This is a genomic window from Pseudogemmobacter sp. W21_MBD1_M6 (assembly GCF_052119585.1).
GTDB lineage: Bacteria > Pseudomonadota > Alphaproteobacteria > Rhodobacterales > Rhodobacteraceae > JBGQOJ01.
On record NZ_JBGQOJ010000009.1, the window covers coordinates 36,369 to 60,458 of the forward strand.

At 61.2% G+C, this 24,090-nt stretch carries 25 protein-coding genes; 5 read left to right on the plus strand and 20 right to left on the minus strand.

The window, feature by feature from the left end:
- Positions 1–39: 39 nt before the first annotated feature.
- The gene (locus ACEN2R_RS11000) at positions 40–741 is read right to left on the minus strand and encodes a hypothetical protein (RefSeq protein WP_442042141.1); all 702 of its coding nucleotides are present in this window, start codon (positions 739–741) and stop codon (positions 40–42) included.
- Positions 742–751: 10 nt separating this feature from the next.
- A complete protein-coding gene (locus ACEN2R_RS11005) occupies positions 752–1,471 on the minus strand; it encodes a nucleotide-binding protein (RefSeq protein ID WP_442042143.1) in 720 nt (239 codons plus the stop codon).
- 505 nt (positions 1,472–1,976) lie between these two features.
- On the opposite strand from ACEN2R_RS11005, the gene mobC reads away from it, so the two are divergent.
- From mobC to ACEN2R_RS11020, 3 genes are read left to right on the plus strand one after another with little or no spacing between them, the layout of a single operon-like run.
- Positions 1,977–2,564, plus strand: a complete 588-nt coding sequence (gene mobC / locus ACEN2R_RS11010) for a plasmid mobilization relaxosome protein MobC (protein ID WP_090271162.1) — start codon at positions 1,977–1,979, stop codon at positions 2,562–2,564.
- Complete coding sequence (locus ACEN2R_RS11015) at positions 2,551–4,908, plus strand: relaxase/mobilization nuclease domain-containing protein (RefSeq protein ID WP_442042145.1); 2,358 nt, start codon at positions 2,551–2,553, stop codon at positions 4,906–4,908. The genes mobC and ACEN2R_RS11015 overlap by 14 nt, the downstream gene beginning before the upstream one ends.
- Positions 4,901–6,877 (plus strand): type IV secretory system conjugative DNA transfer family protein, encoded by a 1,977-nt coding sequence (locus ACEN2R_RS11020; protein ID WP_442042147.1) that lies wholly within the window; start codon positions 4,901–4,903, stop codon positions 6,875–6,877. The genes ACEN2R_RS11015 and ACEN2R_RS11020 overlap by 8 nt, the downstream gene beginning before the upstream one ends.
- Before the next feature lie 202 nt (positions 6,878–7,079).
- On the opposite strand, the gene ACEN2R_RS11025 is transcribed toward ACEN2R_RS11020, so the two are convergent.
- From ACEN2R_RS11025 to ACEN2R_RS11040, 4 genes are read right to left on the minus strand one after another with little or no spacing between them, the layout of a single operon-like run.
- Positions 7,080–8,606, minus strand: a complete 1,527-nt coding sequence (locus ACEN2R_RS11025) for an SAVED domain-containing protein (RefSeq protein ID WP_442042149.1) — start codon at positions 8,604–8,606, stop codon at positions 7,080–7,082.
- On the minus strand, positions 8,603–9,541 hold the full coding sequence (locus tag ACEN2R_RS11030) for an AAA family ATPase (RefSeq protein WP_442042151.1): 939 nt from the start codon (positions 9,539–9,541) through the stop codon (positions 8,603–8,605). Before ACEN2R_RS11030 ends, ACEN2R_RS11025 begins: the two co-directional genes overlap by 4 nt.
- The gene (locus ACEN2R_RS11035) at positions 9,538–10,053 is read right to left on the minus strand and encodes an HORMA-1 domain-containing protein (RefSeq protein ID WP_442042153.1); all 516 of its coding nucleotides are present in this window, start codon (positions 10,051–10,053) and stop codon (positions 9,538–9,540) included. The genes ACEN2R_RS11030 and ACEN2R_RS11035 overlap by 4 nt, the downstream gene beginning before the upstream one ends.
- 6 nt (positions 10,054–10,059) lie before the next feature.
- Complete coding sequence (locus tag ACEN2R_RS11040) at positions 10,060–11,025, minus strand: CBASS oligonucleotide cyclase (protein WP_442042155.1); 966 nt, start codon at positions 11,023–11,025, stop codon at positions 10,060–10,062.
- Between the two features lie 105 nt (positions 11,026–11,130).
- On the opposite strand from ACEN2R_RS11040, the gene ACEN2R_RS11045 reads away from it, so the two are divergent.
- Entirely contained in the window at positions 11,131–12,009 is an 879-nt protein-coding gene (locus ACEN2R_RS11045) for a WYL domain-containing protein (protein WP_442042157.1), read from the plus strand.
- A gap of 197 nt (positions 12,010–12,206) precedes the next feature.
- On the opposite strand, the gene ACEN2R_RS11050 is transcribed toward ACEN2R_RS11045, so the two are convergent.
- Genes ACEN2R_RS11050 through ACEN2R_RS11115 form a run of 14 tightly spaced genes read right to left on the minus strand, consistent with a single transcriptional unit; the run spans position 12,207 to position 23,585 of the window.
- Positions 12,207–13,232, minus strand: coding sequence for a type IV secretion system protein (locus ACEN2R_RS11050; RefSeq protein ID WP_442042159.1), 1,026 nt, complete (start codon positions 13,230–13,232; stop codon positions 12,207–12,209).
- The gene (locus tag ACEN2R_RS11055) at positions 13,232–13,651 is read right to left on the minus strand and encodes a hypothetical protein (RefSeq protein ID WP_442042160.1); all 420 of its coding nucleotides are present in this window, start codon (positions 13,649–13,651) and stop codon (positions 13,232–13,234) included. The genes ACEN2R_RS11050 and ACEN2R_RS11055 overlap by 1 nt, the downstream gene beginning before the upstream one ends.
- A gap of 15 nt (positions 13,652–13,666) precedes the next feature.
- Positions 13,667–14,701, minus strand: coding sequence for an ATPase, T2SS/T4P/T4SS family (locus ACEN2R_RS11060; protein WP_442042162.1), 1,035 nt, complete (start codon positions 14,699–14,701; stop codon positions 13,667–13,669).
- A gap of 1 nt (position 14,702) precedes the next feature.
- On the minus strand, positions 14,703–16,028 hold the full coding sequence (locus ACEN2R_RS11065; RefSeq protein WP_442042164.1) for a TrbI/VirB10 family protein: 1,326 nt from the start codon (positions 16,026–16,028) through the stop codon (positions 14,703–14,705).
- Positions 16,025–16,729, minus strand: a complete 705-nt coding sequence (locus ACEN2R_RS11070; RefSeq protein ID WP_442042166.1) for a TrbG/VirB9 family P-type conjugative transfer protein — start codon at positions 16,727–16,729, stop codon at positions 16,025–16,027. The genes ACEN2R_RS11065 and ACEN2R_RS11070 overlap by 4 nt, the downstream gene beginning before the upstream one ends.
- Positions 16,726–17,373 carry a type IV secretion system protein gene (locus ACEN2R_RS11075; protein WP_296428617.1) on the minus strand — a complete coding sequence of 216 codons (648 nt, stop codon included), beginning with the start codon at positions 17,371–17,373 and terminating at the stop codon, positions 16,726–16,728. The genes ACEN2R_RS11070 and ACEN2R_RS11075 overlap by 4 nt, the downstream gene beginning before the upstream one ends.
- Before the next feature lie 14 nt (positions 17,374–17,387).
- Entirely contained in the window at positions 17,388–18,185 is a 798-nt protein-coding gene (locus tag ACEN2R_RS11080; RefSeq protein WP_442042168.1) for a type IV secretion system protein, read from the minus strand.
- A complete protein-coding gene (locus ACEN2R_RS11085; protein WP_442042170.1) occupies positions 18,182–19,348 on the minus strand; it encodes a lytic transglycosylase domain-containing protein in 1,167 nt (388 codons plus the stop codon). The genes ACEN2R_RS11080 and ACEN2R_RS11085 overlap by 4 nt, the downstream gene beginning before the upstream one ends.
- Before the next feature lie 4 nt (positions 19,349–19,352).
- Positions 19,353–19,568 (minus strand): hypothetical protein, encoded by a 216-nt coding sequence (locus tag ACEN2R_RS11090; protein WP_442042172.1) that lies wholly within the window; start codon positions 19,566–19,568, stop codon positions 19,353–19,355.
- Positions 19,565–21,961: a type IV secretion system protein B4 gene (locus tag ACEN2R_RS11095; RefSeq protein ID WP_442042174.1), complete on the minus strand. Its 2,397-nt coding sequence runs from the start codon at positions 21,959–21,961 to the stop codon at positions 19,565–19,567. The genes ACEN2R_RS11090 and ACEN2R_RS11095 overlap by 4 nt, the downstream gene beginning before the upstream one ends.
- Positions 21,951–22,229 carry a type IV secretion system protein VirB3 gene (locus tag ACEN2R_RS11100; protein WP_442042176.1) on the minus strand — a complete coding sequence of 93 codons (279 nt, stop codon included), beginning with the start codon at positions 22,227–22,229 and terminating at the stop codon, positions 21,951–21,953. The genes ACEN2R_RS11095 and ACEN2R_RS11100 overlap by 11 nt, the downstream gene beginning before the upstream one ends.
- Positions 22,230–22,238: 9 nt before the next feature.
- A complete protein-coding gene (locus tag ACEN2R_RS11105) occupies positions 22,239–22,553 on the minus strand; it encodes a TrbC/VirB2 family protein (protein WP_114293694.1) in 315 nt (104 codons plus the stop codon).
- Complete coding sequence (locus ACEN2R_RS11110; RefSeq protein ID WP_442042281.1) at positions 22,550–23,233, minus strand: lytic transglycosylase domain-containing protein; 684 nt, start codon at positions 23,231–23,233, stop codon at positions 22,550–22,552. Before ACEN2R_RS11110 ends, ACEN2R_RS11105 begins: the two co-directional genes overlap by 4 nt.
- Positions 23,226–23,585 carry a hypothetical protein gene (locus ACEN2R_RS11115; RefSeq protein ID WP_090271406.1) on the minus strand — a complete coding sequence of 120 codons (360 nt, stop codon included), beginning with the start codon at positions 23,583–23,585 and terminating at the stop codon, positions 23,226–23,228. The genes ACEN2R_RS11110 and ACEN2R_RS11115 overlap by 8 nt, the downstream gene beginning before the upstream one ends.
- Positions 23,586–23,779: 194 nt before the next feature.
- Between ACEN2R_RS11115 and ACEN2R_RS11120 the strand changes: the two genes are divergently transcribed.
- Positions 23,780–24,055, plus strand: coding sequence for a hypothetical protein (locus tag ACEN2R_RS11120; protein WP_442042178.1), 276 nt, complete (start codon positions 23,780–23,782; stop codon positions 24,053–24,055).
- Positions 24,056–24,090: the final 35 nt, after the last annotated feature.

Genomic DNA, 24,090 nt, shown 5'->3' on the forward strand with positions numbered 1-24,090 from the left:
GTCCCGCGGTCGCAACCGGTGGTCGGCATCCGATCACGATCATGCGTCATTCGGGCGCTTCGACGTTTCCGGGGCATCTTTCTCCCTTTCAACCGCACCGTCTTCCAACCATCTATTTCCGTACCTCGATGGTTCCGCGTTTGGCATGAGCTCGTCCAGTAGAATGTCGATCTCTGCCCAGATGCGCGGCTCGACCTGCCCCCGGATCAAGGCCCATTTGCTCAGGACATCGAGTGGGTCGTGATCGCGCAACAGGACGGCCAGGCTTGTTGTATCAACAGCCAGCGACGTGCGGGCTTGCCATTGCGTGTTGCGGGTGCGCTGTTTGTCGGAAGCTGGCGCGAAGATCGGTGACAAATGCCAGCCCTTGACTGCGCGGCGCAGAGCGGCTCGCACCACATGTGCGGGCTCGACGCCACAGGCCTGCAATGCCGCTTCCTGCCGTTCGAGGGCATTGACCCTGATATCGATCTTTCGGGTCGGGGTCTTGGTTCGGGTTGGCACGGAAGGCTTCGGATCAGCATCTTGGCCAGTGCTCTCCACGTGGACCGTATGCGGTGCCTCTGTCCTTTCAGTCTCGGTCCCTAAGGGATGCATTACAGGATCGGCAACGGACGCGGGTTTCGCAATCACAGGTGCCGGCCCCTTTTCTCTCCTTTCCGGAATATCCCTGTCGGCCTGTAGCAGCGCCGCAGAGTAAGTCGGATCAGGTCTCGTCACTGTCGGGATTTTCTTTCGCAATCGACTGCCCTCACGCCGCCAGAATGTTATTGAGAATGTCGGTTGCCTCCTCGAGGGCCTCGACGACATGACGAACATGCGGGCGCATCAGCGGGTTGGGATCGGACTGCTTTTCCAGCGCCAGAGCATGGAGAAGCCCTTTCTGATCCATCTCTTTGTACGTGTTGCGGCGCATCATCACGGTCTCGATCACTGGAAAACGTGTGAGGGCCTCTGAGATCAGAGCAGCGTCAGCCTTGGTGGTTTTCGGATCGACCATGTTCAGAACGACGTGGTGACGCGGGAGGCTGTTCGGCTCGTCAACCCGGGTTTTCATGATCTGGAACCAATCGACCGTCTGTGCGCCGACGTCAAAATCCGAGGTCGACAGCATGACAGGCGTTACGATGTGGTCGGCGAGTACCGCAATGCCGTCTGACCATTCAGCACCGACCCCCGCCGTGTCGATGAAGATGAAGTCTGCCGTGTCTCCCACATAGGCCTGCTCGATCTTGCCTTCGACATCAGCAACACTTTCGACAGTAGCGCAGTGGAGAAGCGGTGAGCCAAGACCCCCAGCCTCCGCCCGCGCATGCCAAGCTCCGAGTACCCTCGTGCTGTCAGTATCGACCAAAAGCACTCTGCGACCAGCGGCAACGGCTGCGCTGATCAAGGCGCGCGAGAGCGTGGTTTTCCCACTCCCCCCTTTCCGGGCCATCGCTGCGATCACCACGAGATTGTCGTTCGGCATTTTGGCGTCCTTTTGCAAAAATAGTGAAAAGCAACAAAAAGGTTGAAACGTCGCTAATCGTTTGAGGCGGCAGGGTCAAGCAGATGTCGGGATGCGATGTGCACACGGCATGCTGCGGGGGCCGCCCTACGTTCGACGCTGAGCGCCTGACGTGCTGCGACTTTCAATTTCCGAAGGACGGTTGACGGGAGCCGGCATGCGGAACGCATTTGACGCGAGACGTGATCCTGCTGCCGTGCTGCGCTCCACAGCAAGCAGTCGACGCCCAACAAAGGACGTCCTGCGGTACGCCGAAGACGGCGTACGGACGGCGTGAAGCGCGCGGCATTTGCCACATCGCGCGGTGCAATGAGCGCGAAGCGCGACCCATTTGACAAAGGACGGAAAATCGCCCCTGCGTGGCGATTTTCTACATTGAGTACAAGCCCTTACTGCCGACTCCACTTGCGTTGGGAGTCGACGGGCTTGTACGAAGTTGGCAAGAAATAGGAACGTTAACTTCAAAATGTCACGCGGCCGCAGACTGACCGAGACCGAGCGTCTGAGCATCGCCAGAGAGCGATCTCAGGGCGTTCCTGCTGCCGATCTTGCTGTGCGTTATGACGTCAGTCTGAAGTCGATCTACAACGCTGCCAATCACGCCTCGGAGCGGCAGATGGCCAATGCCAGCCGGTCGCGGGTGATTGGCATCCGTGTCTCGGATCGCGATCTTCGAGGCTTTGATGCTGCTCTGGCGCGGCGCGGTATCGCGCATCGCTCAGATGCCATGCGGCGGTTGATGCTCGCAGCCGATGACATTCTACGACCGGACGAGTCGACAGCCGAAGAGCTGCGCAGCATGAGTGCGGCGCTCAACCGGGTGGGCAACAACGTCAACCAGGTGGCACGGAGGTTGAATGAGGCCAAGCTCAGAGGAGAGCCTCTGCCATACACTGCTGCGAGCCATGCGGAGATCCGCGATCTCGCGGGCCTGGTGTTCGACATGGCCGACCAGATCCAGGAGCTGTTTCGGGCAAGACGCCGATCGCTCGATCTATCGGTGACACAGGCCCTCTCCGGTTTGAACGCGGAGGCGGATCATGACGCGGAGTGATCGCGCGCGGGGCGTTGGATCATCTCTCTTTGATCGCGACTGGAGCCGAGTTTCGGGAAGCTGGCAGGGGCTTGCAAAGGGTGCGCAGATGGTGCGGGCCGCGCGCGGATATTCGCCGGCGATCTTCAAGGCCATCTCAAAGGGTGGCTGTCACACCGGCGCGCAGCTTCGGGCGCAACTCACCTATCTCACCACCAAGTCAAGCCACATCCTCGACAGCCGTGGAACCCATGAGGGGATGAAGCAGCTCTCGGAAGCTGAGATCACGCGCGTGGCCCGCAGGTTCGAGAACCAATGGAACGAACGCTACAGCCCAAAACTTGGCCATACCTCACATCTGCTGATGGCGTTTCCCGTTGGAACCAAGGGCGAAGAGGTGCGCGACATTTGCCAAACGGTCTGCGAGCGGCTCTTTCAAGGTGAGGGGTCGCAATTCGATTATATTGCTGCAATACACCAAGATCGCGCACATCCACACGCGCATATCGTTCTCAACCGCCGCAGCAAGGATGGCGAAATGTTCTTCCTCGGGAAAGATCACCACTTCAACTACGACGCCTTTCGGGTGGCGATGGTCGAGGCGGCCCAGGTCCATGGGATCCGGCTCGAGGCAACGCGTCGTCTCGACCGGGGCGTCACGACCTACCGCGCCGAAATCGACGAGATCTACAAAGCGCGTGAAGAGGGCCGGCCGCCGGTTGAACGCCAGCGAACGGGCGCTGATCTGGCGGCAGCTTTGGAGGCGGTCGGGCGCAATGCGCTGGTCTATCGCGGGCTCGCGGCCGAAGCGTCACGATCAAACTTCGAAGACCTGGCCGAAGCCCTTGAACGAGCCAGCACCATCCTTGCCAGTGGCAGTTCAATCCAATCCGATGGAGCCATTTACATGTCCGACGACGAGACGGCGTTTGATACGCTGATTACCGAGTTTTCCCAAAACATCCGCCAGATCGAAGCTGCGATCGACAGGGCACCTGCCACCGAGCGACCGGAGATCGAGCGCAAGCTCACTGACGTGCTGGCCTCGGTCGCGCATCTGAACCCGCTCGGAGATCGTTCGGGCGCCCTGATCGATGCACCGTCCCGGGACGGCATCTATGCGCTGCCCAATGTGAGTGAGGATCATCTCGCGCGCCTCGATGAGGGCGAGGTGAAGGAGAAGCTCGCCGAGGCGCTGCAAGGGACTGGTATCGATGCCGATGCCGTCGCGGCCCGCATGCGCGAGGGGGCCAGCAATGCTGCGCTTGAGCGGCAGTGGCTGGCGCAGGACCTGCGCGCGATCGCAAAGGAGGGGGATCTCGACTTGGAAAAAGCCGAGGACCGCGAGGACGCCCTTGACCGGCTGGAAGCGCTACATGTCCGGTTGGGCGAGGTCCTGACAGGCGCGCAGGTCTTGCGGGACGTAGATGAGGTGGAAGAAGGAGAGGGCGATACCCAACTCAGGCTTGTCGATAGCGCGCAGCTATCAGGCCAGACCACCCAAGTTGACCGCCCGGACGTGTTCGCCGCAACGGAGAGGCAAGATTTCCGGCAGCTGGTGGCGCAGTTCCGCCGTACTGATTTCAACTATCCGTTCTCCGACGATTCGTCGGTGCGAGGGAGGGGTGTGATCGAGGTGGAAGAGGCGCGTGCCGCGTTTGACGCCTATGCACAAAGATCGCCACAACATGCCGAGTTGGCGTCGATGGCCTGGGAGCAGGTGACTGACGGCTTCAAGCCGCCGCAATACGCGGTCGCGGAGCAAGACCGCACACTCCACGCGGGCGACATGGACCTCGCTTTGCGGGATCCATCGGAACATCTCGGTCCGATCACCGAGGAGCTTCGCACGGTCGCTCGCTACCGCACGGAGATGCCGGATGACACCTTCGGTGCGGCGGTCCACGACGAGATCAATCACCTTCGCGCTCTGGGTGCCTCACGCGCCTATATCAGTGAACGCAGCTTCGAGATCGAGGACCGGGCGCGTCAAGACTATGCTGAGCGGCGTTATCTGGAAGAGACCGCCCCTGCGGTCATGGCTTTTGTGCGCAAAGCCGCCTCCGGAGAGCCGGAAACACTCTCTGACATAGAGCAGCAACGCCTTGTTGAGCAGGTGAATGAACGTCTGACGCCCGACGCGATCACCGCGCTGCGGTCCGGCGAGGCCGACGTCTTGGACAAGTTTACCGAGGATCCGCTGCGCCAGCTCGAATTGGCCAGGACCTATCTCCAGAGCAGCGAGGTTACCGCCCATGGCCCGGCCATGGAGCGCGTTCTTGACGCCCTGGCTGAGGAACAGATCGAGGCACAGCGCGCGCGCCATGCCGCGTCGCACGGCGAAAAGGGGATCACCCATGGATAGGGGCAAGATCATCGGAGGCGTCCTGAGCCTCGTGTTGGTAGGCCTTGCCATGGGCTATGTGGTGGCGACCGGGTTTCTCATGTTTCGGTACGGGCTTTCGCCCACGCGTTTCGACGTCACCCTGCTCGCCCGCGAATATCCGGGTTTGTCACAATCTGCGCATAAGGAATTCCTTTGGGTCAACCTCATCGTTGGCGGCTTCGGTCTCGCCGCCCTGATGCTGAGCGTGACGCTGCTAGGGGAGGCGTTGACGCGGTTCGGCACGACCCATTGGCAGACCAAAGGAGAGATGAAGCGCAATGGCTTCTTCGCCAAGCCGGGCGGCGGCTTCCTTCTCGGTAAATTAGGTCCCCCGAAATCGAAGCGGCCATTCCTCGTCTCGAAGACATTCCCGCACGCGCTGATTGTCGCTCCGACCGGGCGCGGCAAGGGCGTGGGGTTCGTGATCCCGAACCTTTTAACCTACAAGGGCTCGGCCGTGGTGCTCGACGTGAAGGGCGAGAACTTCCGCGAGACCTCGCGGTTCCGCGCCAGCATGGGGGACAAGGTTTTCCGCTTTGCGCCGACGGACTGGGATCGCCCGACGCATCGCTACAACCCGCTGGCGCGCATCGCGGCCATGACAAACCCTGACCGGCAGCAGATGGAACTGAAGCTCACCGCCAAGCTCTTCCTGCAAACCGACAACGAAAAGCTGAGCGGGCTCCTAGCTGGCGGGATCGACATCTTCGTGGCGGCGGGTCTTCTGGCCTTCGAGCGCGGGGTGCCGACCATCGGCGAGATCTACCGCATCACTGCGTCTGGGGGCGACAAGCAGAAGGAATATCTGAAGCGATCGCAGGAGGTGAAGAACAAGTCCGCCAAGCTGATCTTCGAGCGCATGGCCTCGACAAACAATGACACCCTGACCTCCTACCTGTCGCTTCTGATGACCTCGGGTCTCGACACTTGGGACAACCGCGCGATCGACGCGGCCACCGCGACCTCGGACTTCTCCTTCCGCGACATCCGGCGGCGGCCGCACGCGATCTATCTCGTGGTCGAGTCCGAGATGATCCGCCCTCTGGCCCCGCTGATCCGGCTGTTCTTCTCGGACCTGATCGCCTCGTTGCAGGCGCAAGAACCGGGGGACGACGAGCCCTGGCCCGTGATGATCATGCTCGACGAATTCGACCGGCTCGGGAAGATGCCGATCGTCGCCGAAAGCATCAAGACCCTACGCTCCTTCGGCGGCAATTTAGCGATCGTCACTCAGACCATCCCCGCGTTGGACGAGATTTATGGAGAGAATACCCGCCGCTCCCTGCAGGGTGGCGCGGGTGTGAAACTATACCTGACCCCTTCTGAGCAGAAGACCATTGAGGAGTTGAGCCAGGCCGTCGGCAAGACCACCAAGCGCGTGGTGACCCGCTCCCGGGCGGTCGGGCGCAACCCGTTCGAAGGGCGCAGCGTCTCGGAAAGGACCGAGGATACGCCGCTCCTGACCGAGGACCAGGCCCGGCGCATGGATCTGGACGAAGTAATCCTCGTGATCGACGCGCAGATGCCGATCCGGGCACGGCGGATCAAGTACTTTGAGGACCCGGGGTTCAAGGTTCTGCATGCAGGTCAGGCGGGCAGCTTCCCGTATCCGGATGAGGACGGACTGCGGCGGGATCGCCAGATGTCCGAGACCCGTGAGACAGTGGAGAAGCTGAAGCAGGAACTGCAGGAGGTGCGGGCCGCGGCAGGGGCCCAGGGGTCTGGAACTGCGTCGACGGCGGCGGAGGAGCCTACCAAAGAGACACAGGTTCCGAAGCCCGGGCTGTCAGGTCGAGCGCGGGGCCGAGCGGCACGAGCTGCAGCGGCTGGTGGTGGGTCAGGTCAGTTGGCACTCGATCTGGCGGGATTGGGGCTCAAAGAGGCAGATAGAACCGAACTGGCGGCGGTTGTTCAGAGGACTAGTGATATTATCGCGGAACATGCGTGATTAGCCCTGATCTGCTACCTAGCTTCTGGATCGACCCCAGCAAAACATTGCCGAAATGGCCCTCCATATTTGCCGATGCGATGCGACGCCGGGAAGGCGACGAACAGCACTACTCCAAGCGTGATTCCCAAGAGATGGATGACACTTACAGCTAGTTTTGTGACACCGTCCATTAGGGTACCACCCCCGGGCGGGATGGTGACTATCGCGCGGATGGCAGCGGCAGGGACAGTGACGGCTCGTAAGACGAGCCATTGGAACCATCATAATCATACTCGTACAAGGTAACGGGGCCGATAGCGACAGCGCGCTGGCCGAGGAAGAAGGAAAATGCCCCGGGGACAGCCATGAAAAGGTGAATTCGTTGCCCAGGCGCTGTATCGCGGAGGGACTTGATCATGGCGGTCAAGGACTCCGCGAGCTGGAAAGCGTGATGGCCGCAGGCAACCGCTCTTGCCCCCGGTCCCGGCGCGATGCGCGCATGGAGCGTTTCGTGAGATGGCGGCAGCGACGCTGCTGCATACCGAGCAACAGCGGCAGCCACATCATGAGTCAGGCTGACGGTGACAATGATTCCAACGCTGTCTGCACTGCTTTCCACCCTGTCGAACGTCCATGTCGGCCAGGCAGGGTCAAGAGGCTGATCGTCAGGGGACCAGACGGCACGGCCCACGGTGCGCTGTTCCAGCTCAACCATGCGCCCAGACTTGATATTAAGGACCGACCCGGCGGCAAAGGACAGCGTGAGGTGCGCATCCAGGATAAGCCTGATCCGCTCGGTCTCCCTTGCGGCCCCAAGAAGGAAGTCTTTGAGCGCCGGGTAAATTGTGCGCTGCCAATCCGCTTCAGGTCTAATCTGCCGGTCAAGAAAGTCTGGAACTAGATTCAACACTTTCGGGCAGCGGTCTTCGAGGCGATCCGTTGGATGCTCGAAGGATTTGACCCCGTAGATGCGGGGACGGCCCTCGCCTGGCTCGCCGATGAGGTTCTCTTTTTCGCAGTGTCCGCGGAAGTTTGCGCGTGTGAATTCGAGGCGGCCCTGGCTTGCCCACTGATAAACGACTTCGTCATAGATAAAGGCACTTTCTCTGGCTGGGCTCCGCCTGAGCCCCACGGCCTTGAAGTGAATGTCAAGAAGGTCACGCAGGCCGTCCAGCGATTCTGACGTTTCAGTGAAAGCCAGTGTACACGTCAGCAGGCGCAACTCGTCTTCGGTGATGCCCAGATGTTCGCGCCACAGCTTTCGGACCTCGCCCATGGCACTGCGGTCGGTCTTCGTTCCAAAGAGCTTATCAACACGCAACGTATGAGAGCGTTCGTTGACCAGGGCACGGAGCGGGTCTTCGCGATCGATGCGCCAGTTGCTGGTGAGTTTGAAACGTGTGCCTCCTCTGGCGGGAACGTGCAGGCGTTGTGCCGCCAGCGCGCGCTGGAGGTAGGACCGGGCGGTCGCATTCAGGAAGTCCGGATTGGCAAGGCTCGCATAGCCATAAGTGTTGGGCGTGACATGCCATTTGCACTGAATGTGTTCGCGGTACAGCGGGTTGCCAAACTGATCACGGCAAGGCGGGTCATACTCGACCCACATGTCATCGAACCCGCTCGGGCCGCTCTCAAAGCCCACTTTTGAAATGGGGCTTTGGGGGTCGAGAAGCAGCGCCGCCTTCTGCCAGAAGAGGCGTGCTTGATAGGCCGCGCCATCGCGTGCGACAACGACGGCCTGCGTCATGATGGTTTGCCTTCGCGAAAGCGCGGCGTGGGTTGCATGGTGCGCAGAATCTCTACCGCGCGCTCGAACCGGACCGGCTTGTCCGGGTAGGCGTCGAGAATGAGTGTTGGCAGCAGACGCTGAGTCAGGTCAGAGAAGGTAAAGCCGACTCCATCCTTGCCGCCCGCCGTCAATCTGACGATCTCATCAATATGGGCGCTGCTGAAACCCAGTTCGGTCAGCGGCTCCTCGATCACTGCACGGCGCTGTTTTTCGCCCGGCCGGCCGAAGTCGAAGATTTCTGCGGCACGGCGCATAACCGCCGGATCGATCGCGGTGATGCGGTTCGTGCAGAGGACCACGGCTACAGGCAGTTGCTTTTCCGCCAGCCGGTCGACACCGCGGATAAAGGCATTCACCCCCGCCCGGTCTTCGTGGTGCATTTGCGCGTTCTCCCGGCTTTGGGTGACCGCATCGGCTTCATCCACAAGAAAGATGATCCCGCCCGAAGCCTTGCCGGAAGAGCGCTTCAGCTTCTCGGCGGCGCTGAGCGTGGCATCGAACGCCGCCGACAAAAGCTTCGTCATTTCGCCGACCCGTCCACTACCTCTTGTCGCCAGCGACAGCGGGTAGAGGGTGACGCCGATCTTTTCCTGCCTTGCGACGGCATCGCCAACGGTTTCTGACAAAGCAGTCTTGCCCGTGCCGACATCGCCCGCCAGGATCACCAGCGGGGGACGCCGCTCCAGATAGTCGAGGGCAGTCGCTGCGCCTTTGTGGTGCTTTCCCGCCCAGTCGCGCGGCCCAGTGGGGTTGACTAGGACGCCGAGAACCTTGGTCAAACGCGTCTTGGCTTCGTCAATGCCGACAAGCCGCGCCAGCCGCCGCGCCGCGCCTATGTCTGGGAAGTCGAGCCGCCTATCGAACAGATCGTCGATTGAAACCGGTTCACTCATGTTTTCCTCACAGTGCTGCGTCCGAGGCCTCGTCCGCCAGCGAAATAGTTGAGATCGTCGGACCAGTATCCCGATTCCAGCGGCGGCTCAGTCCCTGAAGACCGGCGGAAAGGGCAGGCACTTTCTATGGCCTCGCGCTCCGCAGCACTCTTGCTGCTCCAGTTATTGTTGTGGACCAGAAACGACGTGAAGCTGGCACCCGCAATATCGAGGCGCGGCCTGATCTTGCCCGGATCATCGTCGGTGACCAGCGTGCCGCCCGGCAGGGCGCGGTATCGAACCGTGGCCTCGGTCCACTTGCCCTCCCGCTTAAAGCCGTAGATCACCGACGAGACCACGTCGTGGCGGAGAAACTCGACGATTTCTTTCTCGTAATCGTCGATCGTGGCGGTTGATGGAACGCCGTTGTAGAGCGAGTTGAACCGCACGAGGTCGGTCGCCACCTTTGAGCCGATGCGCTTGGCATGGGCGATCGTGAAGGCTTCGGTGTCCGTATACGAAAAGGAGCTCATGATCCCTCACACATGAAAAGTGGGCCCAAAAATCTTCTGCCAGTAGCGCACCGTTTCCCCCTTGGTGACGGCGCGCAGCGCGGAATCGATGGCGTCACCCGCATCCAAAGCGGCGTCGACGATCCGGTCCTTGTTCTGCACCGTGTAAAGGGCGCTGACATTGTTCTTGTTGTTGACCGGGTCCCAGATGCGCACGGGGCCACCTTGGGCAGTGCAGGACTTGGGGTCATAATAGTCGGCGAACGCGATGGCCGTTTCGAAGTCGTCGTTGGCGATGAACGCAAAAATTTTCGCGAGCGCCGACGGGTAGTCGCTGAGAACGAGCCCGCGATCTGCAAGATAGGCGACGATCAACTCGATCATAAAGGACTTGAACCGGAAATTTTCATCCTGCTGCTTAATTAGCTGACTCCAGAACTTCATAAAACGAACAATTTGGGCGTAATGCTTGTCGTTCGCCGCCTTGCGCTTGCGGATGAAGTCGAGGTGCATCGGCACGCTCGTCATCAACCGCTCGCCGGTATCCTGCGAGACAAGATCTCCGCGCCACTGCGGATCACCGGCATATAGTATCGGGACGATGTCGACCTCATTGCCGGTGGTGATGAAGTTGACACTCACCGAGTAAGTCTTGCGACTGATCTGCTCGGGCTTGAAGTTCGGGAAGGCAGTTTCAAGCTTTTTCGCAAGCCAGTCGACCAGGTCCGTCATCTTTTCTGGGGCCGAGTCAGATGAGACGTAGCAGCCGACGTCGATATCGCTGATCGATTTCAGAGCGGTACCTTTGGCGAGGCTGCCCGACAGCAGCATCTTGCGTAGGGCAAAGTCCGGATGATCGGCAAGATAAGTTTCGAGCCGGTCGCGCAACCGGTTGGCCTGCGCGCGCAGGTCGACTGCGTCCTCCCGCTTCAGGTTGACGCGCTCATCCGCGAAGCGGACCAAGTCCGCGTGATTGACATGTTCGCGGCTCATGCTGCGTTCCTCGTGCCCGTTGACGAATCTTTCATTACAGGATAAGAAACTATACGCATCGCGTTTCACTGTCAATATAGTTACTATCCCCATATGTGAGGCTACATGAACTACGAAATCCCCGGCATGAGATGGGGCGTCGAACAGAGGCTTGAGTTCATCGAGTTCCGCCTGCTCTGGGAGGGCGGCATAAATCGCGCGGACATCATGCGAATGTTTGGGGTGTCAGTGCCGCAGGCTTCGAAGGACCTGACGCTCTATCAGGGGCGAGCGCCGGGTAACGTCGAATATGATAAGAGTGCCAAGCGGTACGTCGCCTCAGCACACTTTGTTCCGCGCTTCCTTCAACCGGATCCTGATGTCTATCTGTCCCGCCTTCGGGGACTGGCAGAGGGCTGGACGAAGTCCGGCGAATCTTGGATTGGCCACGAGCCAGACTCGGACGTAGCCTTGACGCCTCATCGGGCCGTCGATGCTGTGGTCCTGCGCTCGATCCTTAATGCTGTGCGTGATGAGCTATCGCTTGAGATTCTATATCAGTCAATGAATCGTCAGCGCCCCGATCCTGTGTGGCGCCGCATTTCGCCGCATGCGTTCGGCTTCGATGGATTCCGCTGGCACGCGAGGGCCTACTGTCACATTGAAAGTAGGTTCAAGGATTTCCTCTTGCCCCGTATCCTAGACGTAAGGTTGCCGGAACAGGCTGGGACGGACCGCCAAAAAGACGTTTTTTGGCACGAGTTTGTCTCTGTTGAGATCATGCCGCACCCCTTGCTCACCGACGGTCAAAAAATGGTGGTGGCGAAGGACTACAGCATGCAAAACGGCAAAGCTGTTATGTCAGTGCGGTCCTGCATGCTGTTCTATGTACTCAAGAGGCTGGGGCTGCTGCGTGATCCTGAGGGAGAAGACCCGCGCACGCAGCACATTATCCTAGCGAACAAGGAGAGCGTTTATAGTGCTCTCAAGAGGACGGGCCCTTAGTGATCTCAACAATCGCACATAGGCGTCTTTGTTGACTGGAGGACTAATTCAGTGTTCATCTAGGGATGACGCCCTTTTTATTGCATTTCGATGTTGCGAAGCGGCAGAAAGGTTTCCGACCTCAACGTCAATTCGGGCGGCACCCGTCTTTAGCTAAACCTGAATAGCATGACCTAAAGGCGGTTTGATGTCCCGTTTTATCGCCCCAACCGCTTTGCCCTTTCTGCTATCCTGACCACCTGTGCACTTGCCGTCGCCGCAGCGCTCCGCACTGCAGCAGGCGTCTGCACTGCCCCGCGCCCGATCGCCTCACCTGTCGTGAGAGCGCCGATCCGAGCCCTGCCCTGAACGCCGGACGTATTGACCAGCCCCCGCAGCAGTCCTGCAGACCCGCTGACGATCGCGGGTGCAGCGGCCACCATCAGGTTCCCGGAGATACCCCGCACGATCAGGGGTGTTGCCGCGACAAAGCCTTTCGCCAGGAACACCATCACAAAGAATGGCACGAGCGAGCCAATGTTGGTCGCGGAATTCGGGTCGCCGATCTGGGCAAGGAGTGAGTTGGCCATGCCGACCACAGTCGAGAACATGGCTGCGATCACGATGGGGTAGAAGGCGTAGCTGATTGTGGTCGAAACCCATCTATGGAAGAAATCCTTGGTCACATCGAAAAGCGACAGCGCGATCATGATCGGTGCGAGGCCAAGCATGAGTGTCAGCATCATCTTGGCGAAGATCAGCACGATGCCTGTCATGAAACCGAGCAGACTAAGCATAACGAGGCCGATCCCACCGAGGATCGCGCCGGTCATCCAATTTAGGTTGCTGCCGATTGCATTCAGGTACTGGCTGAACTTCTCGATCAGGATATCGAATTCGCCAGCGAAGTGTGTGGCTCCAGCCCCTCCCCCTCCAACCGAGGACACCAGCGCGCCAGCCACGTAGTCCAAGCCGCCAATGACGGCATTCGCGACTGCGTTGAAGTTCGTCCAATTGAACGCGAAGAGCCCGATCAAGGTTAACTTGATCAAGTACCAAAAGAAGCTCGCGCCATCCATGCTGCGGAACTGGAAGGCCATGTTGATGCAAACGCCGATCAGTGAGAGCGTGACCATCAGCAGGACGATTGTGCCGGTATTGCTTGCCACAGCCCCGAACTGGGACTCGGCTGCATCGGCAAGGAACCCGTCGGCCGTTCCGACCATCCAGCTGACGACGCCCATTACCAGTTACCTTGGGCTTCGCAGATTTCGCGAACCTGCGGCTCAAGCTGCTTGCGCATTGCGATCCAGTCTCGACGAAGCGCTGAATGCTCAGCCTGGGTATAGCCTGCATATGCTTCATGGTATTCGCCATCGACGCTATCCCAAGCAGGGAACCGGACGTCGCACCCACAGTCTCCGGTTGCCATGATCGCCTCCCATGTCCGGATTTCATATAGCTCCATCAGCGCGGTTGCCTTGTAGGCCTCGCGCGGGTTGATATCGTCCATCCAAGTTGGTCGTGCTGGGCGATCATTGCAAATCCGGTATTGTTGGGGCGTCATGTTGATCGTGAGATCGTTTGTGACCTGCGGGGAGGTCTGGGCAGCAATTGGCCCCGCGAGGGAGGCAAGCGCGAGTACTGCGATGTGCTTTCGCATGAGGGTATTCCTTTTCTATTCGGCGGCGACAGAGGCGTTCTTTTTGCCTCTGCCGTTGATACTGTCGAGGCTGAAATCCTTCGATTGGCCCGGGAGAAAAAACTCGGTGATGCCGCGCGCGCCTTCATGACGTCCTGCCTGGATGATCACGTCGATTGAGCCCTCGATGTAATCGATCATGTCGGCATAGGTCATCGGCACATCAGTTTTCAGGGCGGCGATGGCGAGGCGGCGCACGGCCAGTTGCGGGGTCTCCGCGTGGAGCGTGGTCAGCGATCCGCCATGGCCGGTGTTGATAGCCTCGAGGAAGGTCATGGCTTCGCGCCCGCGGACCTCGCCTAGCACGATCCGGTCGGGCCGCATGCGCAAGGTCGAGGCCAAAAGTACATCGGCACTCCGGGCATCCGCATCACGGTCGGCGATCAACGTCACGGCATTCGGCTGTTCGGGGCGCAACTCGGACGCTTCTTCGATGGTGATGATCCGCTCCTGGGGTGGGATCAGCGAGAGGATCTTACGCGCCGCGACCGTCTTGCCTGTCGAAGTGCCGCCCGAGACGATCATGTTGAGCTTGTTTTCGACGCAAAACCGCAGGGCGGCGTCGATGTCACCCGATGCCACCACATCGCGTAACGCGGCGTTCCTCTCTCGGCGCAGGCCTTCGAGGCTGCGTTCTTTGCCATAGAGAAAGCCGAGCTGAATCGCCTCCAGAGGTAGGGAGGAGAAAAAGCGCAGCGAGATCGAGAACCCGCCCTCAACTGCGGGAGGCTGAATGACTTGCGCCCGGATTGGACGTTCGCGATAGAGAATCGATACCGAGACGATTGGCTTCTTGGTGCTGAGCGTGGTTGAGGCGGCCGAGGCGATCTGGTTGCCAAGGTCCTTGATCTCGGTCTGGGTGAGCGGGGTGCCGAGCCCCTGCATAAAGTGATCACCCTGGAACTCTCCCCAGACCTGCCCGTCCGGATTGATGCAGATCTCGATCGTGTCGTCACGCTGCACGGGCGCGCCAAGCCTGTCGAGCGAGGCTTCGAGATAGCTCGCCGCCATATCAAAAGATCTCCAGGTCGCGGTCAACCATGACCGTGATCCGCGTGCCCTGATCGACATGGATCACGGGGCGGATCGCGAGATAATCCTGCATCACGCTTTGGGTGCTATCGCGCAGGTCCGAGCCGACATCGCTGGCGACATCGGCAGCCGCCTCGTCATGGATCTGGCCCGCTGCGGCAGCTGGCAGGGCACCGATCAACGAGATCAGCGCGGCAGAGCCGAAGCGCTGCGCAAAGCGAGTCTCGACAAAACCGGTGGTGCCTGTGCGGCCAAGCTCGTCTCCGCCGAAGGCGCTGATCTCCACTGTCTGGTTGTCAGGCAGAATGATCCTGTCCCAGGCCACCATAACCCGGGACTGTGCCAGCGCCACATCGGAGCGGTATCGCCCAATCAGGCGCGCACCGCGCGGGATCAGGACGCGCGTTCCGTCAAAGGAATGGACATCTTCGGAGACAATGGCGCGAATTGCACCGGGCAGGGTGCTGTCGAGCGCGGTCTCGGTCACCGCCTGGATCATGGTGCCCTGAATAACCGTGTTCGTTGGGTTCACAATCACCTCAGCGCGCGTGACGGGCGCGGGTCGCGCACCGGCGCGCACGAAGGCTTCATCGGCATTCAAGCGCGCTGCTTCAATCGTACTTTCGCGGTCTGTCCCTGCCCCCATCCCGGAAAACGCGATCATGGGCGACGCAATCCGTTCTGCTCGCGCCTCAGCCTCAGCGGCACGTCGGCGCTCAAGTTCAGCCAGCCGCAGTTCCTCCTCGTTGGGGCCGAGATCCGTCGGCGCGGGCGGGGTCAGGCGCGCGACCTCAAGGTCCATGCGCAGTTGGTCCAGTTCACGGTCGCGTTCGGTCAACTGACGCTCCAGCGTGCGCTGTGCCTCAGCGGAGCCCTCCTGCAGCGCAGCGATCTGAGCCGTGAGGTCTGCGATGGCCTGTTCAGCACCGTTGTCCGATGTCTCAGTCGGGCGTGCCCGCATTTCTTCGAGTTCGGCCCGCAAAGTTGCAAGGCTTTCCATCAGCGCAAGCTCGGATTCGGTCGGACCGGTCTCCACCGGAGGCGTCGGTGCTGGCTGTGCTACAGGTGGGCGTCCCAGGTCCCCGAAGCCGGGCCCAGAGTTCTGGAACTCCTCGGGGGCCGCAGTCACCATTGGAGCATCCGGGGACGGTTGCAGGGCAGCCCAGGCGAGACCACCGAACGCCGCGAGACCGGCAATCCCAAGGATTGCAGCGCTCGATGATGGGCGTTTGCTTGCCCGTGCTTTAGCGGTGGTGCCCTCAAGCGCCGCAAGCCGTGCGGCAAGATCTTCGGTATCCTGGCTCATGATGTGGCCTCGTTCCCAGCGTCCTGAACACAGACGACAGCTCCACCCAAGCGAAGAACCCATTGCCGGTTCACGCCGGAGACGCGGATCACGCCATCACTCAGGGCCTGGCTATTCACCGCCCGCTCCCTGCCATTGGAATACCGGAAGATCGCCGGGACCGGCGCATTCCGCGCGAAGCGGAAATAGGTGAAGGTGCCGTCATCCCAGATGGCTGTTGGCGTGAACTCTTCCCGGGCGCTGACCGCATAGTTCGCGTTGGGAGCCTCAGCTGCGACCGCCCGGGTAGGCTGAACGCGGTTTTCAGGATAGCGGAACTGCACCACATAATGTGGTGTCTCGCGCGCCTCAACGACGTGGAAGTAATAGGAGCGGCGGTTGGTATAGACCGTGATGTTGGTCGCTACGCCCGAGGCCGCGGGCTTGATGGCAAAGGCGCGGCCGCCGGGGACGCCGTCGAACTGGAATCCCACCGTGTCGCCCGCGATGATCGAGCGTATGGTCTCACCTTCGCCGAACTCGACGGTGGTCACTCGGGTCAGGGTGGTGACGATACGGTAAACCTGCCCTTCGGTCCATGTGGCGACCCGAACGCGGTTGTCATGAGAGCCCGGACGCGGTGTGGTCTCGGCAAGAACGGCGGGAGCCGCCAGGGCCAACGCGCCGGCGATGAAAAAGGCATGAACGGGAAAAGGGATCATTCGGAACGGTCCGATCGGATTGCATATTGGGTGACGGTGAAGCCGAAGGGGTTTTGCCAGACATCATCGATTGAGCGGGTCCGTTCGGGCTGAAACGCAAACATCAGCGTCGCTGTAAACGATCCGTCCTGCACACCCTGCGGGCTGGTCAAGCGTTTCCTGAGGCGCACCTGCGCACGGTTTTCGCCGATCAGTGTGATCGAGGCGATTTCGACGGCCATTTCAGCTGATGTGCCGTACCGCGTCGGCGGATAGTTCTCCTGCCCGGACGTCCATATTGCGCGCATGCTCGTTTCGGCGGCACCGGATGACTGTGCCAGAACCCGGCGCACACGCAGATCATTGTCGAGCTGATTGTAGGTCTCGCGCTCATAAATGTAGCGGTAGATTTGCGCCTCGATGACGGCGGGTCGCTCGGCGAGGGACGCAGTCTCGACCCTGGCGTTCGGGAGTGCCATGCCTGTTGCCGGATCATAGGGCACAACGACTGGGGGCGGTGCCTCAACCATCAGCGCGACAGCTGCGGCTGCGAGACAGCCCACCGCGCCAAAACCCGCGCCACCGAGACCGATCATTCTCCACAGTTGTTCACGGCGCAGGGCACCATAAACAAGCTCCTCCTCCACGAGCTCGCGTGTGTTCATCCCCACTCCTCCACTCATGGTCGAAGTTCCGGTAGGGTGAAGTCCATGTACCGGCGCTCTTCGGCAACGGTGGCGGCATCGACCACGCCTGCATTGCCCGCGCCGAGGGTCTGGATCGCTTCCAATTCCCACATGCGTGTCATGGCGATGGCGAGTTCTGCTGTAACGCGGGTATTGTGGTCCATGGAGGCTTTCAGATCCTCCATGTCCGGGATCATCTCGACCAGACGTTCAACCCGCTCGAGGGACTGTTCGGCCTCGGCATGACTGTTATGGGCAGCGGCGGACATGACGGCCCCTGTGGTTGCGCGGGTGGCCACGCCTTCCGCCCCTGGACTGCCGCTGGTGGCAATCTCGCGCAGGGAATCTTCGTCAAAACCGGCACTTGCCAGCGCCGCTTCCATCTGCGTGCGCATCGGGCCTGCATTAGGGCCGATGAGGCTGCTCCAGTCGCCCGCCTGGATGCCCCGGATCAGACCGGGAATATCTTCAAAATTCGCCTCGAGCAGGTTGTCCAGATCCCCGCCCATCGCAAGGCCGAGGATGCTGCGCGGTCCGGTGAGTGAGGCATACATCTCGTTCAGTTGATCGAGTTGGCTTTGCAGCATGTCGAGCTGCTCGAGGGCATTGTCGAGGAGATCGGTTTGGAGCCCGAAGTCCTGTAACATTTGCTGAAGTTGGCGGATTTCCTGGGCGATGTTCTGGGTGTCGACCGTGGGAACGCCCTGTGCGGCGACAGGCCCACTGACAGCGAAAGCAAGTGCTGCGGCCGCCGCACTTGTGAAAACGGAACGGGTAAATTGCGGGATCACTGCAAATTCTCCTGATTGAAGTTCATGTATTGCCGCTCGGCGGCTTGGGCGGCGGCCATGGCGAGTTGTTCCTCGCTGAGCGGCTGGGTGTGGGCGGCCTTGATCCGGGTCCGGATAGCGACCAGCCTGGCCAGCTCTGCCCGGGCATAGGTGTTGAGCGCTATCGCCTCATGCAGGTCATCGGTCTCTCCAATGCGGGTGATGATGTCCTGCACCCGCAAGGCGGCCGCCTGGACCGAGACCAGCGAATAATCCCCATAGACGCCTGCCCCATGGGCCGAGAGGCTGAAGTTCGCGTTCGCCAGAAGGACCGGGTCGATGGTGCCCAGGGCATCGATGCCACCGACGGCAGCGAGATAGCTGTTGTACTGCTGCGGGATCACCACGACGTAATGCTGGGTTTCCGCGAAGGGCGGCACGCCACCGTAATTCTGCACATTGCCCGGGCCCGCGTTATAGGCCGCGAGTGCGTGGATGATGTTGCCATCGAACATGTTCAGCATCTGCGCGAGGTAACGCGCGCCGCCGGTGACCTGCAGGTAGGGGTCATCGTAATAGGCCGGGTAGATCCCGAGATCGCCTGCGGTGCCGGGCATGATCTGTGTGAGACCGAACGCTCCCACGGGTGAGCGCGCCCCGATCTGGAAGCGGCTTTCCTGCCAGATCAGGGCTTGCAGGAGGCAACGCCACTGAACGAGCGAGAGCCCCGTGCGGCTTACGCCCGGCAGGCTATGGGTGTCGCGGGCCGCGCGAATGATCAACTCCTCGATCCCTTCCCGGGCATCGCCAAACATCCGGGCCGCAGCCGGGTTGTTGTCCTCCGGCGCATAGAGACTGGCCGCCGCACTTTCGACATTGCCCACGGCCCCTCGTCCCGCTTCGAGTCCAGCCACGGTGCCCGCGATATCACCAGAGCCGAGGGACATTGCATCCATCAACCCCTCGAGCGAGGCGAGTTGCTGGCGTTCGATCTCGGCCAGCTCTTCCTCGCGGGTCAGCCGGTCTTGCTGAAGCGCCAGATCCCGATCGGTCTGCTCGAGGATTGCTTGCCGCTCGGCAAAGAGCCGGAGGTCGAAGGTGGGCACGCCTTGAGCGACGGCTGGTCCCGCAGTGGGACCTGCCAGCGCAAGGCCGATCAACGAGAGGGGAAGCCAGGTCCGCATGCGCTTAGCCGCCCGCCCCCAGCAGGACGAAGTCGCAAGCCGTGTCGCGGCGCGTCACCTCAGCGCCCATGGTCGAAATCGTGGTCGTGGCGGTCGCCGTCTGCGCGGGCCCGTCGCGGAAGTTGAAACAGTTGGCCTGACGGGGCCCATGTTGCGCACAGGCGGTCAGGGTCAGGCCAAGGCCAAGAAGTGCTGCGCTGCGGGTGATGGTACGGGTCATGTCACTCTCCAGAAATCAGGGCGGTCGCGGTAATCCGGGCCGACGAGGGCCTCGCCCTTCTCCATTCCGCCGAGGATGGTCACGAGGGGGCCAAGGGCGCTCAGATCGGCATCGATGACCACCGCGCCGCGGTCATCGCGCACAAGCGCCAACCGAGAGGCGGAGCCGACACCCAGAAGCACGTCGAGTTCTTTGTCGCTAAGGCCGAGCATTGCGTAGTCGGCGGCCGAGGCGCGGATGTTGGGCAGGAGTACCTGGGTCGGCACGGCCTCCACGATGGTCTTGCCGGTGCGAGTGCGTTCGAGCTGGCTTGCATACTGCGTCATCATCACGACGACTGCGTTCTGCTTGCGGGCCGTCACCAGCCAGTTGCTGAGCCGCTCCGCGAAATACGCGTTGTCGAGCGCCTTCCAGGCCTCGTCGATCACGATGATCGTGGGCTTGCGGTCCTCGATCACCCGCTCGACGCGGCGGAAGAGGTAGGACAGGACCGCCATGCGTTCCCGCTCGCTCTCGGAATCGAGGATGCCGGTCAGGTCGAAGCCCGCGACGTCAGCCTCGGTGCTGCCCCCGATTTGGAACGTGTCGTCTGCGTTCGCCCCGAAGATCCAGCCGTAGCGGCCCTCTGCCGTCCATTCCTGCATCCGCTCGAAGAGGTCGCCCTCGTCATCGGTCGAGACGAGGAGCGAGGCGAAGTCCGACCAGTTCCGCAGGCCCGCGTTCCCGGCGCTGGCGTTCTGGCGCACGACCTCTTGCAGACGATTGGTCTGCACAGGGGTCAGGGGCCGGTCGCGGCGCTCGAGGAGGCTTGCGAGCCAGTCGGCAAGCCAGGCTTGACCGCGGGCATCGATCTCCGTCTGGAGGGGATTGAGCCCCGTGGGCCGTCCGGCCCGCACGGTCGAATAGCTCCCGCCAAGCGCGCGGACGGCCATTTCCATGCCGGCGCGATAGTCGAAGACGAAAAGCCGTGCACCTGCGCGCCGGGCCATGGTCATCAGGAAAGCCGCCAGCACGGATTTGCCCGAGCCGGGGCGGCCGAGGATCAGCGTGTGGCCACCCGTGGGCTCGCGATCCGGTGCGCCTTGTTCATGGAAGTTGAAGCGGAACCCGCTGCGCTCGGGTGTCGGAAAGAGCGTGATGGGCACGCCCCAAGGCACTTGCGCGGCCGTCTTACCGAGCGGGGTACGGTGGAAGGTAGCGAGATCGGCGAAGTTGTGGTTCGTGATCGCGGCCTTGCGGCTCCTTGCACCGGTGTTCCCGGGATGCTGCGCCATGAAATGCGCCCGGGCCCCGAAGGCTTCCGAGATCAGGTTGATCCCGGAGGTGGCAGAGATGTTGCGGATCTCGGCCGCGATATCGTCGAGAGCGGCTTGGGTGCGCGCATAGACCGCCACTGTCATGTGATGCTCGCCAAAGATCAGACGTTTGGATTCCAGATCGTCCTGCGCGAGTTCCAGTTCCTGCGCGAGGCTGACGGCCCCGTCATTGGCGGCCTGCATCAGGCGCAGCTGACGCTTGATCCGGCCTGCCATGATGTTGGCGTTGATCGGCACGAAAGAATGCGTGACCACCATGTCGACGGGCAGGTTCAGCTCGTCGAGCATCAGGCTGTCGGTCTTGGCGGGGTAGTTCTTCACCGCAAAGATCGCGCCCACTTTGTCGCCGACGGCGCCATCTGAAAGCGCGATCGTCGTTCCGCGGAAGGTGACACGAGTATTGGCCACGTCTTCGGCAATCACGCCAAGGGCCGAGCGCGGGAAGAGCGGATGCTCTTCGCCAGTGTTGAGTGATCCGAGAAAGCCTAGAAGCTCGCCGGTGCTCGCGGCCAGCAATCGGGGCTTAAGTTCGTCGAAGGACGACAGCAGAAACCCCACAACCTCGTCGAGCTTCCGGAGCCGGCGGGTCGTGTCGGCCGCGAGGCGCGCGCGCGACGCTCCCAGACCGAACGGCAGACGGCTGCCGGTATCGGGGCGCTTCAGGACCGTCAGGGTCAGGGTCTTGTCGCGTAAGCCTGAGCGGCCAAGATGCGCGCGCCAGCGTTGGTCGATGACGGTGGCGAACCCCTCGCCCGGGATGGGCGGCAAGGTCACATCGACCGCTTTCGAGACCTTGTGCAGGTAGAAGGAAAACGCCGTCCCGACCTGTGCGACGATCCCGGCCAGAAGCCCGCCGATCCGGTCAAGATAGGCGTCCTCGCTCGTTGTGCTGTTCACGCCCTCGAGCCGGATGCATTGCATCAACTCGTTGCCGCGCGTGCGGATCGTGCGGTCGGTGACGAGGCTGACGTAGGGCAGCATCGTCGAGAGCCGCTTCTCGCCCTTGACCCATGCGGGCAGCGCCGTCAGCGGATCAAGTGCGTCTGCATCCTGGCCTGCAATTCCATCACGGGGCATAGCTGTCGCCTCCGTGGAGCTTGCGGTTCTTTGTCGGCGGAGTTTCCTGCAACGTGGTCATCAAAACATCGAGGAAGTTCGGATCCCAGTCCGCGGCCTTCCAGAGCGCCGGCCAGGCCAGCCCCGCGAAGACGGCCACCACCCAGCTCTGCACCCAGAGGAACAGAAGCGTTGAGCCGAAGAGCCAGACCATGGCGTACATGATCGGCAGGCCCATCAGCTTGGGTGGCCTGAGAAGGCCGATGAATACGCGGGACTGGTCAGACATGGGATGAACTCAGGTCGTCCAGATCGCGGCTACGATGGTTGGGGCTGCGGCGATGCCCGCGATGGCCACAACCACCCAGAGCGCTTGGCGGAAATCGAGGATGCCAAAGAGCCAGGAGAGGAACACTCCGATGAGCGCCAGTGTGCCGATCACGATGCCCAAGGGACCGGTGATCGCATCGACGATGCCCTGCAGCAGCGTCTGCACAGGCGAGAGGTCGATGCTTTGGGCAAGTGCGGGGCCAGCCAGCACGATGAGGGCCATCGCGCCGAGCGCGACAAGGGCCCGCGTGCGGAGCACGCTTTGAAGGTTCTTGGACGTCATGAAAGATCTCCTCTGAGCCGATGAAACACGGCCGTCACACGGGCAACATGCCCTTGGGTTTCGCGAAAAGGGGGGATGCCGCCATGGCGCGTGACCGCCTCGGGGCCTGCGTTATATGCGGCAAGGGCTAATGATCCGTCGCCGAACTGGTCGAGCATCATCAAAAGGTAGCGCGCCGAGCCGTCGAGATTCTGCGCGATATCGTGGGGATCGACGCCAAGGTCGCTTGCTGTGCCCGGCATGAGCTGTCCGAGGCCGATGGCTCCAACAGGGCTTCGCGCTGCAGGGTTGTAGGCACTCTCGACTTCAATATTTGCGCGGTAGAAGAGCGCCCAGTCGGTGACTGACAGCCCCGCGCGACGCAGAGCGCCATGGCCTGCATATCGCAGGGCGGTGACCTCAATGGCTTGCAGGACATCAGGGGAAGCGCGAACGGCGCGCGGCGCCGGGATCGCCACCTCAGTGACTGCTTCGGGGCCACGTGGTTCTGCGAAGAGAAAAAGGCGATCTGTCGCCTCTTGGGTCTCGGAGAACGAGCGCAGGGTACTCGCGTCATCAGAGACGGAATTCAGTCGGCCATCCGGACCAACCGAGAAGATGAAACCGTCGGCCAGGGCCGGGGGTGCGGAACAAACACCTGTACCCAAAGCAACGACGAGCGCAAATGCGCGGTCAGCTATCCTTGACCGGGGCCGCTCCGTTTTGCGGCCCGGATGTATGACCGGGAGCGGCGTGACGCATCCGACCACCCTCTTCGAGCGGAATGCTGGCGGTTGTGCAGCCCATGTCAGCCAGGAAGCTGACAAGGCCAACAATGGTTTTGAAATCACGCAACTTGAGGACGCTTCGGCTGGTGACGAGCATTTTGTCATCACGTCCATCAGCCGAGACAGCGCGGATGACCCACGAGCCGTACCAGCTGTTATGGCGCTTCTCTGCTCCCTCTTTGCAGACCACCTCGATGAGGTAGCCTTCGGCGAGCAAGCCGCGCATTCCGTCTTCCGTAACCACATTCGGGGCTTCTTCTATCATGGCCTTCCCTTGGGTCCTTGTTCTGCTTGGATGCAGTATCAGGCCCACGGGGTCGCAACACCGTGAGCGATACAAAACAACATAAATGATAGCAAGACAATAATAACGACTTGACGAAGATCGCCTTGCTCCAATAACAGTGATAGCCGACAACATGGTGATCTTAAAGGCGGCAAAGGAGTTTTGCCCTGCACATGACTTGTGCGCGCAACATTCCCTTTCTGCTGTTGATCACTGCTTTCGTAGTGGCTGGTCAGGCGCATGCCTGCGTCCCGCCCGAGCGACCGTTCCTACCCCAGTCCCAAGACGACATGCGGACCTACGCTGATCTGATCCGGGAGGATTTCGAAACCTACATCGCTGATGTTCAAGACTATTTCCGTTGCGTCGATGAACAGCGCGCACGGACGTTCGTTGAGGCGAGGGAGGTGAGCGAGGAATACGGGCGCTTCCTCAATGCCTTACATTAGGTGTCGCCCTTAGCGTGACGTGCAACCAGTGGGCC

What these genes read in the sequence shown, in the direction of transcription:
- ACEN2R_RS11005 (WP_442042143.1), bottom strand. Translation starts at nt 1,471, where the DNA reads ATGCCGAACGACAATCTCGTGGTGATCGCAGCGATGGCCCGGAAAGGG.
- mobC (WP_090271162.1), top strand. Translation starts at nt 1,977, where the DNA reads ATGTCACGCGGCCGCAGACTGACCGAGACCGAGCGTCTGAGCATCGCC.
- ACEN2R_RS11015 (WP_442042145.1), top strand. Translation starts at nt 2,551, where the DNA reads ATGACGCGGAGTGATCGCGCGCGGGGCGTTGGATCATCTCTCTTTGAT.
- ACEN2R_RS11020 (WP_442042147.1), top strand. Translation starts at nt 4,901, where the DNA reads ATGGATAGGGGCAAGATCATCGGAGGCGTCCTGAGCCTCGTGTTGGTA.
- ACEN2R_RS11025 (WP_442042149.1), bottom strand. Translation starts at nt 8,606, where the DNA reads ATGACGCAGGCCGTCGTTGTCGCACGCGATGGCGCGGCCTATCAAGCA.
- ACEN2R_RS11030 (WP_442042151.1), bottom strand. Translation starts at nt 9,541, where the DNA reads ATGAGTGAACCGGTTTCAATCGACGATCTGTTCGATAGGCGGCTCGAC.
- ACEN2R_RS11035 (WP_442042153.1), bottom strand. Translation starts at nt 10,053, where the DNA reads ATGAGCTCCTTTTCGTATACGGACACCGAAGCCTTCACGATCGCCCAT.
- ACEN2R_RS11040 (WP_442042155.1), bottom strand. Translation starts at nt 11,025, where the DNA reads ATGAGCCGCGAACATGTCAATCACGCGGACTTGGTCCGCTTCGCGGAT.
- ACEN2R_RS11045 (WP_442042157.1), top strand. Translation starts at nt 11,131, where the DNA reads ATGAACTACGAAATCCCCGGCATGAGATGGGGCGTCGAACAGAGGCTT.
- ACEN2R_RS11050 (WP_442042159.1), bottom strand. Translation starts at nt 13,232, where the DNA reads ATGGGCGTCGTCAGCTGGATGGTCGGAACGGCCGACGGGTTCCTTGCC.
- ACEN2R_RS11055 (WP_442042160.1), bottom strand. Translation starts at nt 13,651, where the DNA reads ATGCGAAAGCACATCGCAGTACTCGCGCTTGCCTCCCTCGCGGGGCCA.
- ACEN2R_RS11060 (WP_442042162.1), bottom strand. Translation starts at nt 14,701, where the DNA reads ATGGCGGCGAGCTATCTCGAAGCCTCGCTCGACAGGCTTGGCGCGCCC.
- ACEN2R_RS11065 (WP_442042164.1), bottom strand. Translation starts at nt 16,028, where the DNA reads ATGAGCCAGGATACCGAAGATCTTGCCGCACGGCTTGCGGCGCTTGAG.
- ACEN2R_RS11070 (WP_442042166.1), bottom strand. Translation starts at nt 16,729, where the DNA reads ATGATCCCTTTTCCCGTTCATGCCTTTTTCATCGCCGGCGCGTTGGCC.
- ACEN2R_RS11075 (WP_296428617.1), bottom strand. Translation starts at nt 17,373, where the DNA reads ATGAACACACGCGAGCTCGTGGAGGAGGAGCTTGTTTATGGTGCCCTG.
- ACEN2R_RS11085 (WP_442042170.1), bottom strand. Translation starts at nt 19,348, where the DNA reads ATGCGGACCTGGCTTCCCCTCTCGTTGATCGGCCTTGCGCTGGCAGGT.
- ACEN2R_RS11090 (WP_442042172.1), bottom strand. Translation starts at nt 19,568, where the DNA reads ATGACCCGTACCATCACCCGCAGCGCAGCACTTCTTGGCCTTGGCCTG.
- ACEN2R_RS11095 (WP_442042174.1), bottom strand. Translation starts at nt 21,961, where the DNA reads ATGCCCCGTGATGGAATTGCAGGCCAGGATGCAGACGCACTTGATCCG.
- ACEN2R_RS11100 (WP_442042176.1), bottom strand. Translation starts at nt 22,229, where the DNA reads ATGTCTGACCAGTCCCGCGTATTCATCGGCCTTCTCAGGCCACCCAAG.
- ACEN2R_RS11105 (WP_114293694.1), bottom strand. Translation starts at nt 22,553, where the DNA reads ATGACGTCCAAGAACCTTCAAAGCGTGCTCCGCACGCGGGCCCTTGTC.
- ACEN2R_RS11115 (WP_090271406.1), bottom strand. Translation starts at nt 23,585, where the DNA reads ATGATAGAAGAAGCCCCGAATGTGGTTACGGAAGACGGAATGCGCGGC.
- ACEN2R_RS11120 (WP_442042178.1), top strand. Translation starts at nt 23,780, where the DNA reads ATGACTTGTGCGCGCAACATTCCCTTTCTGCTGTTGATCACTGCTTTC.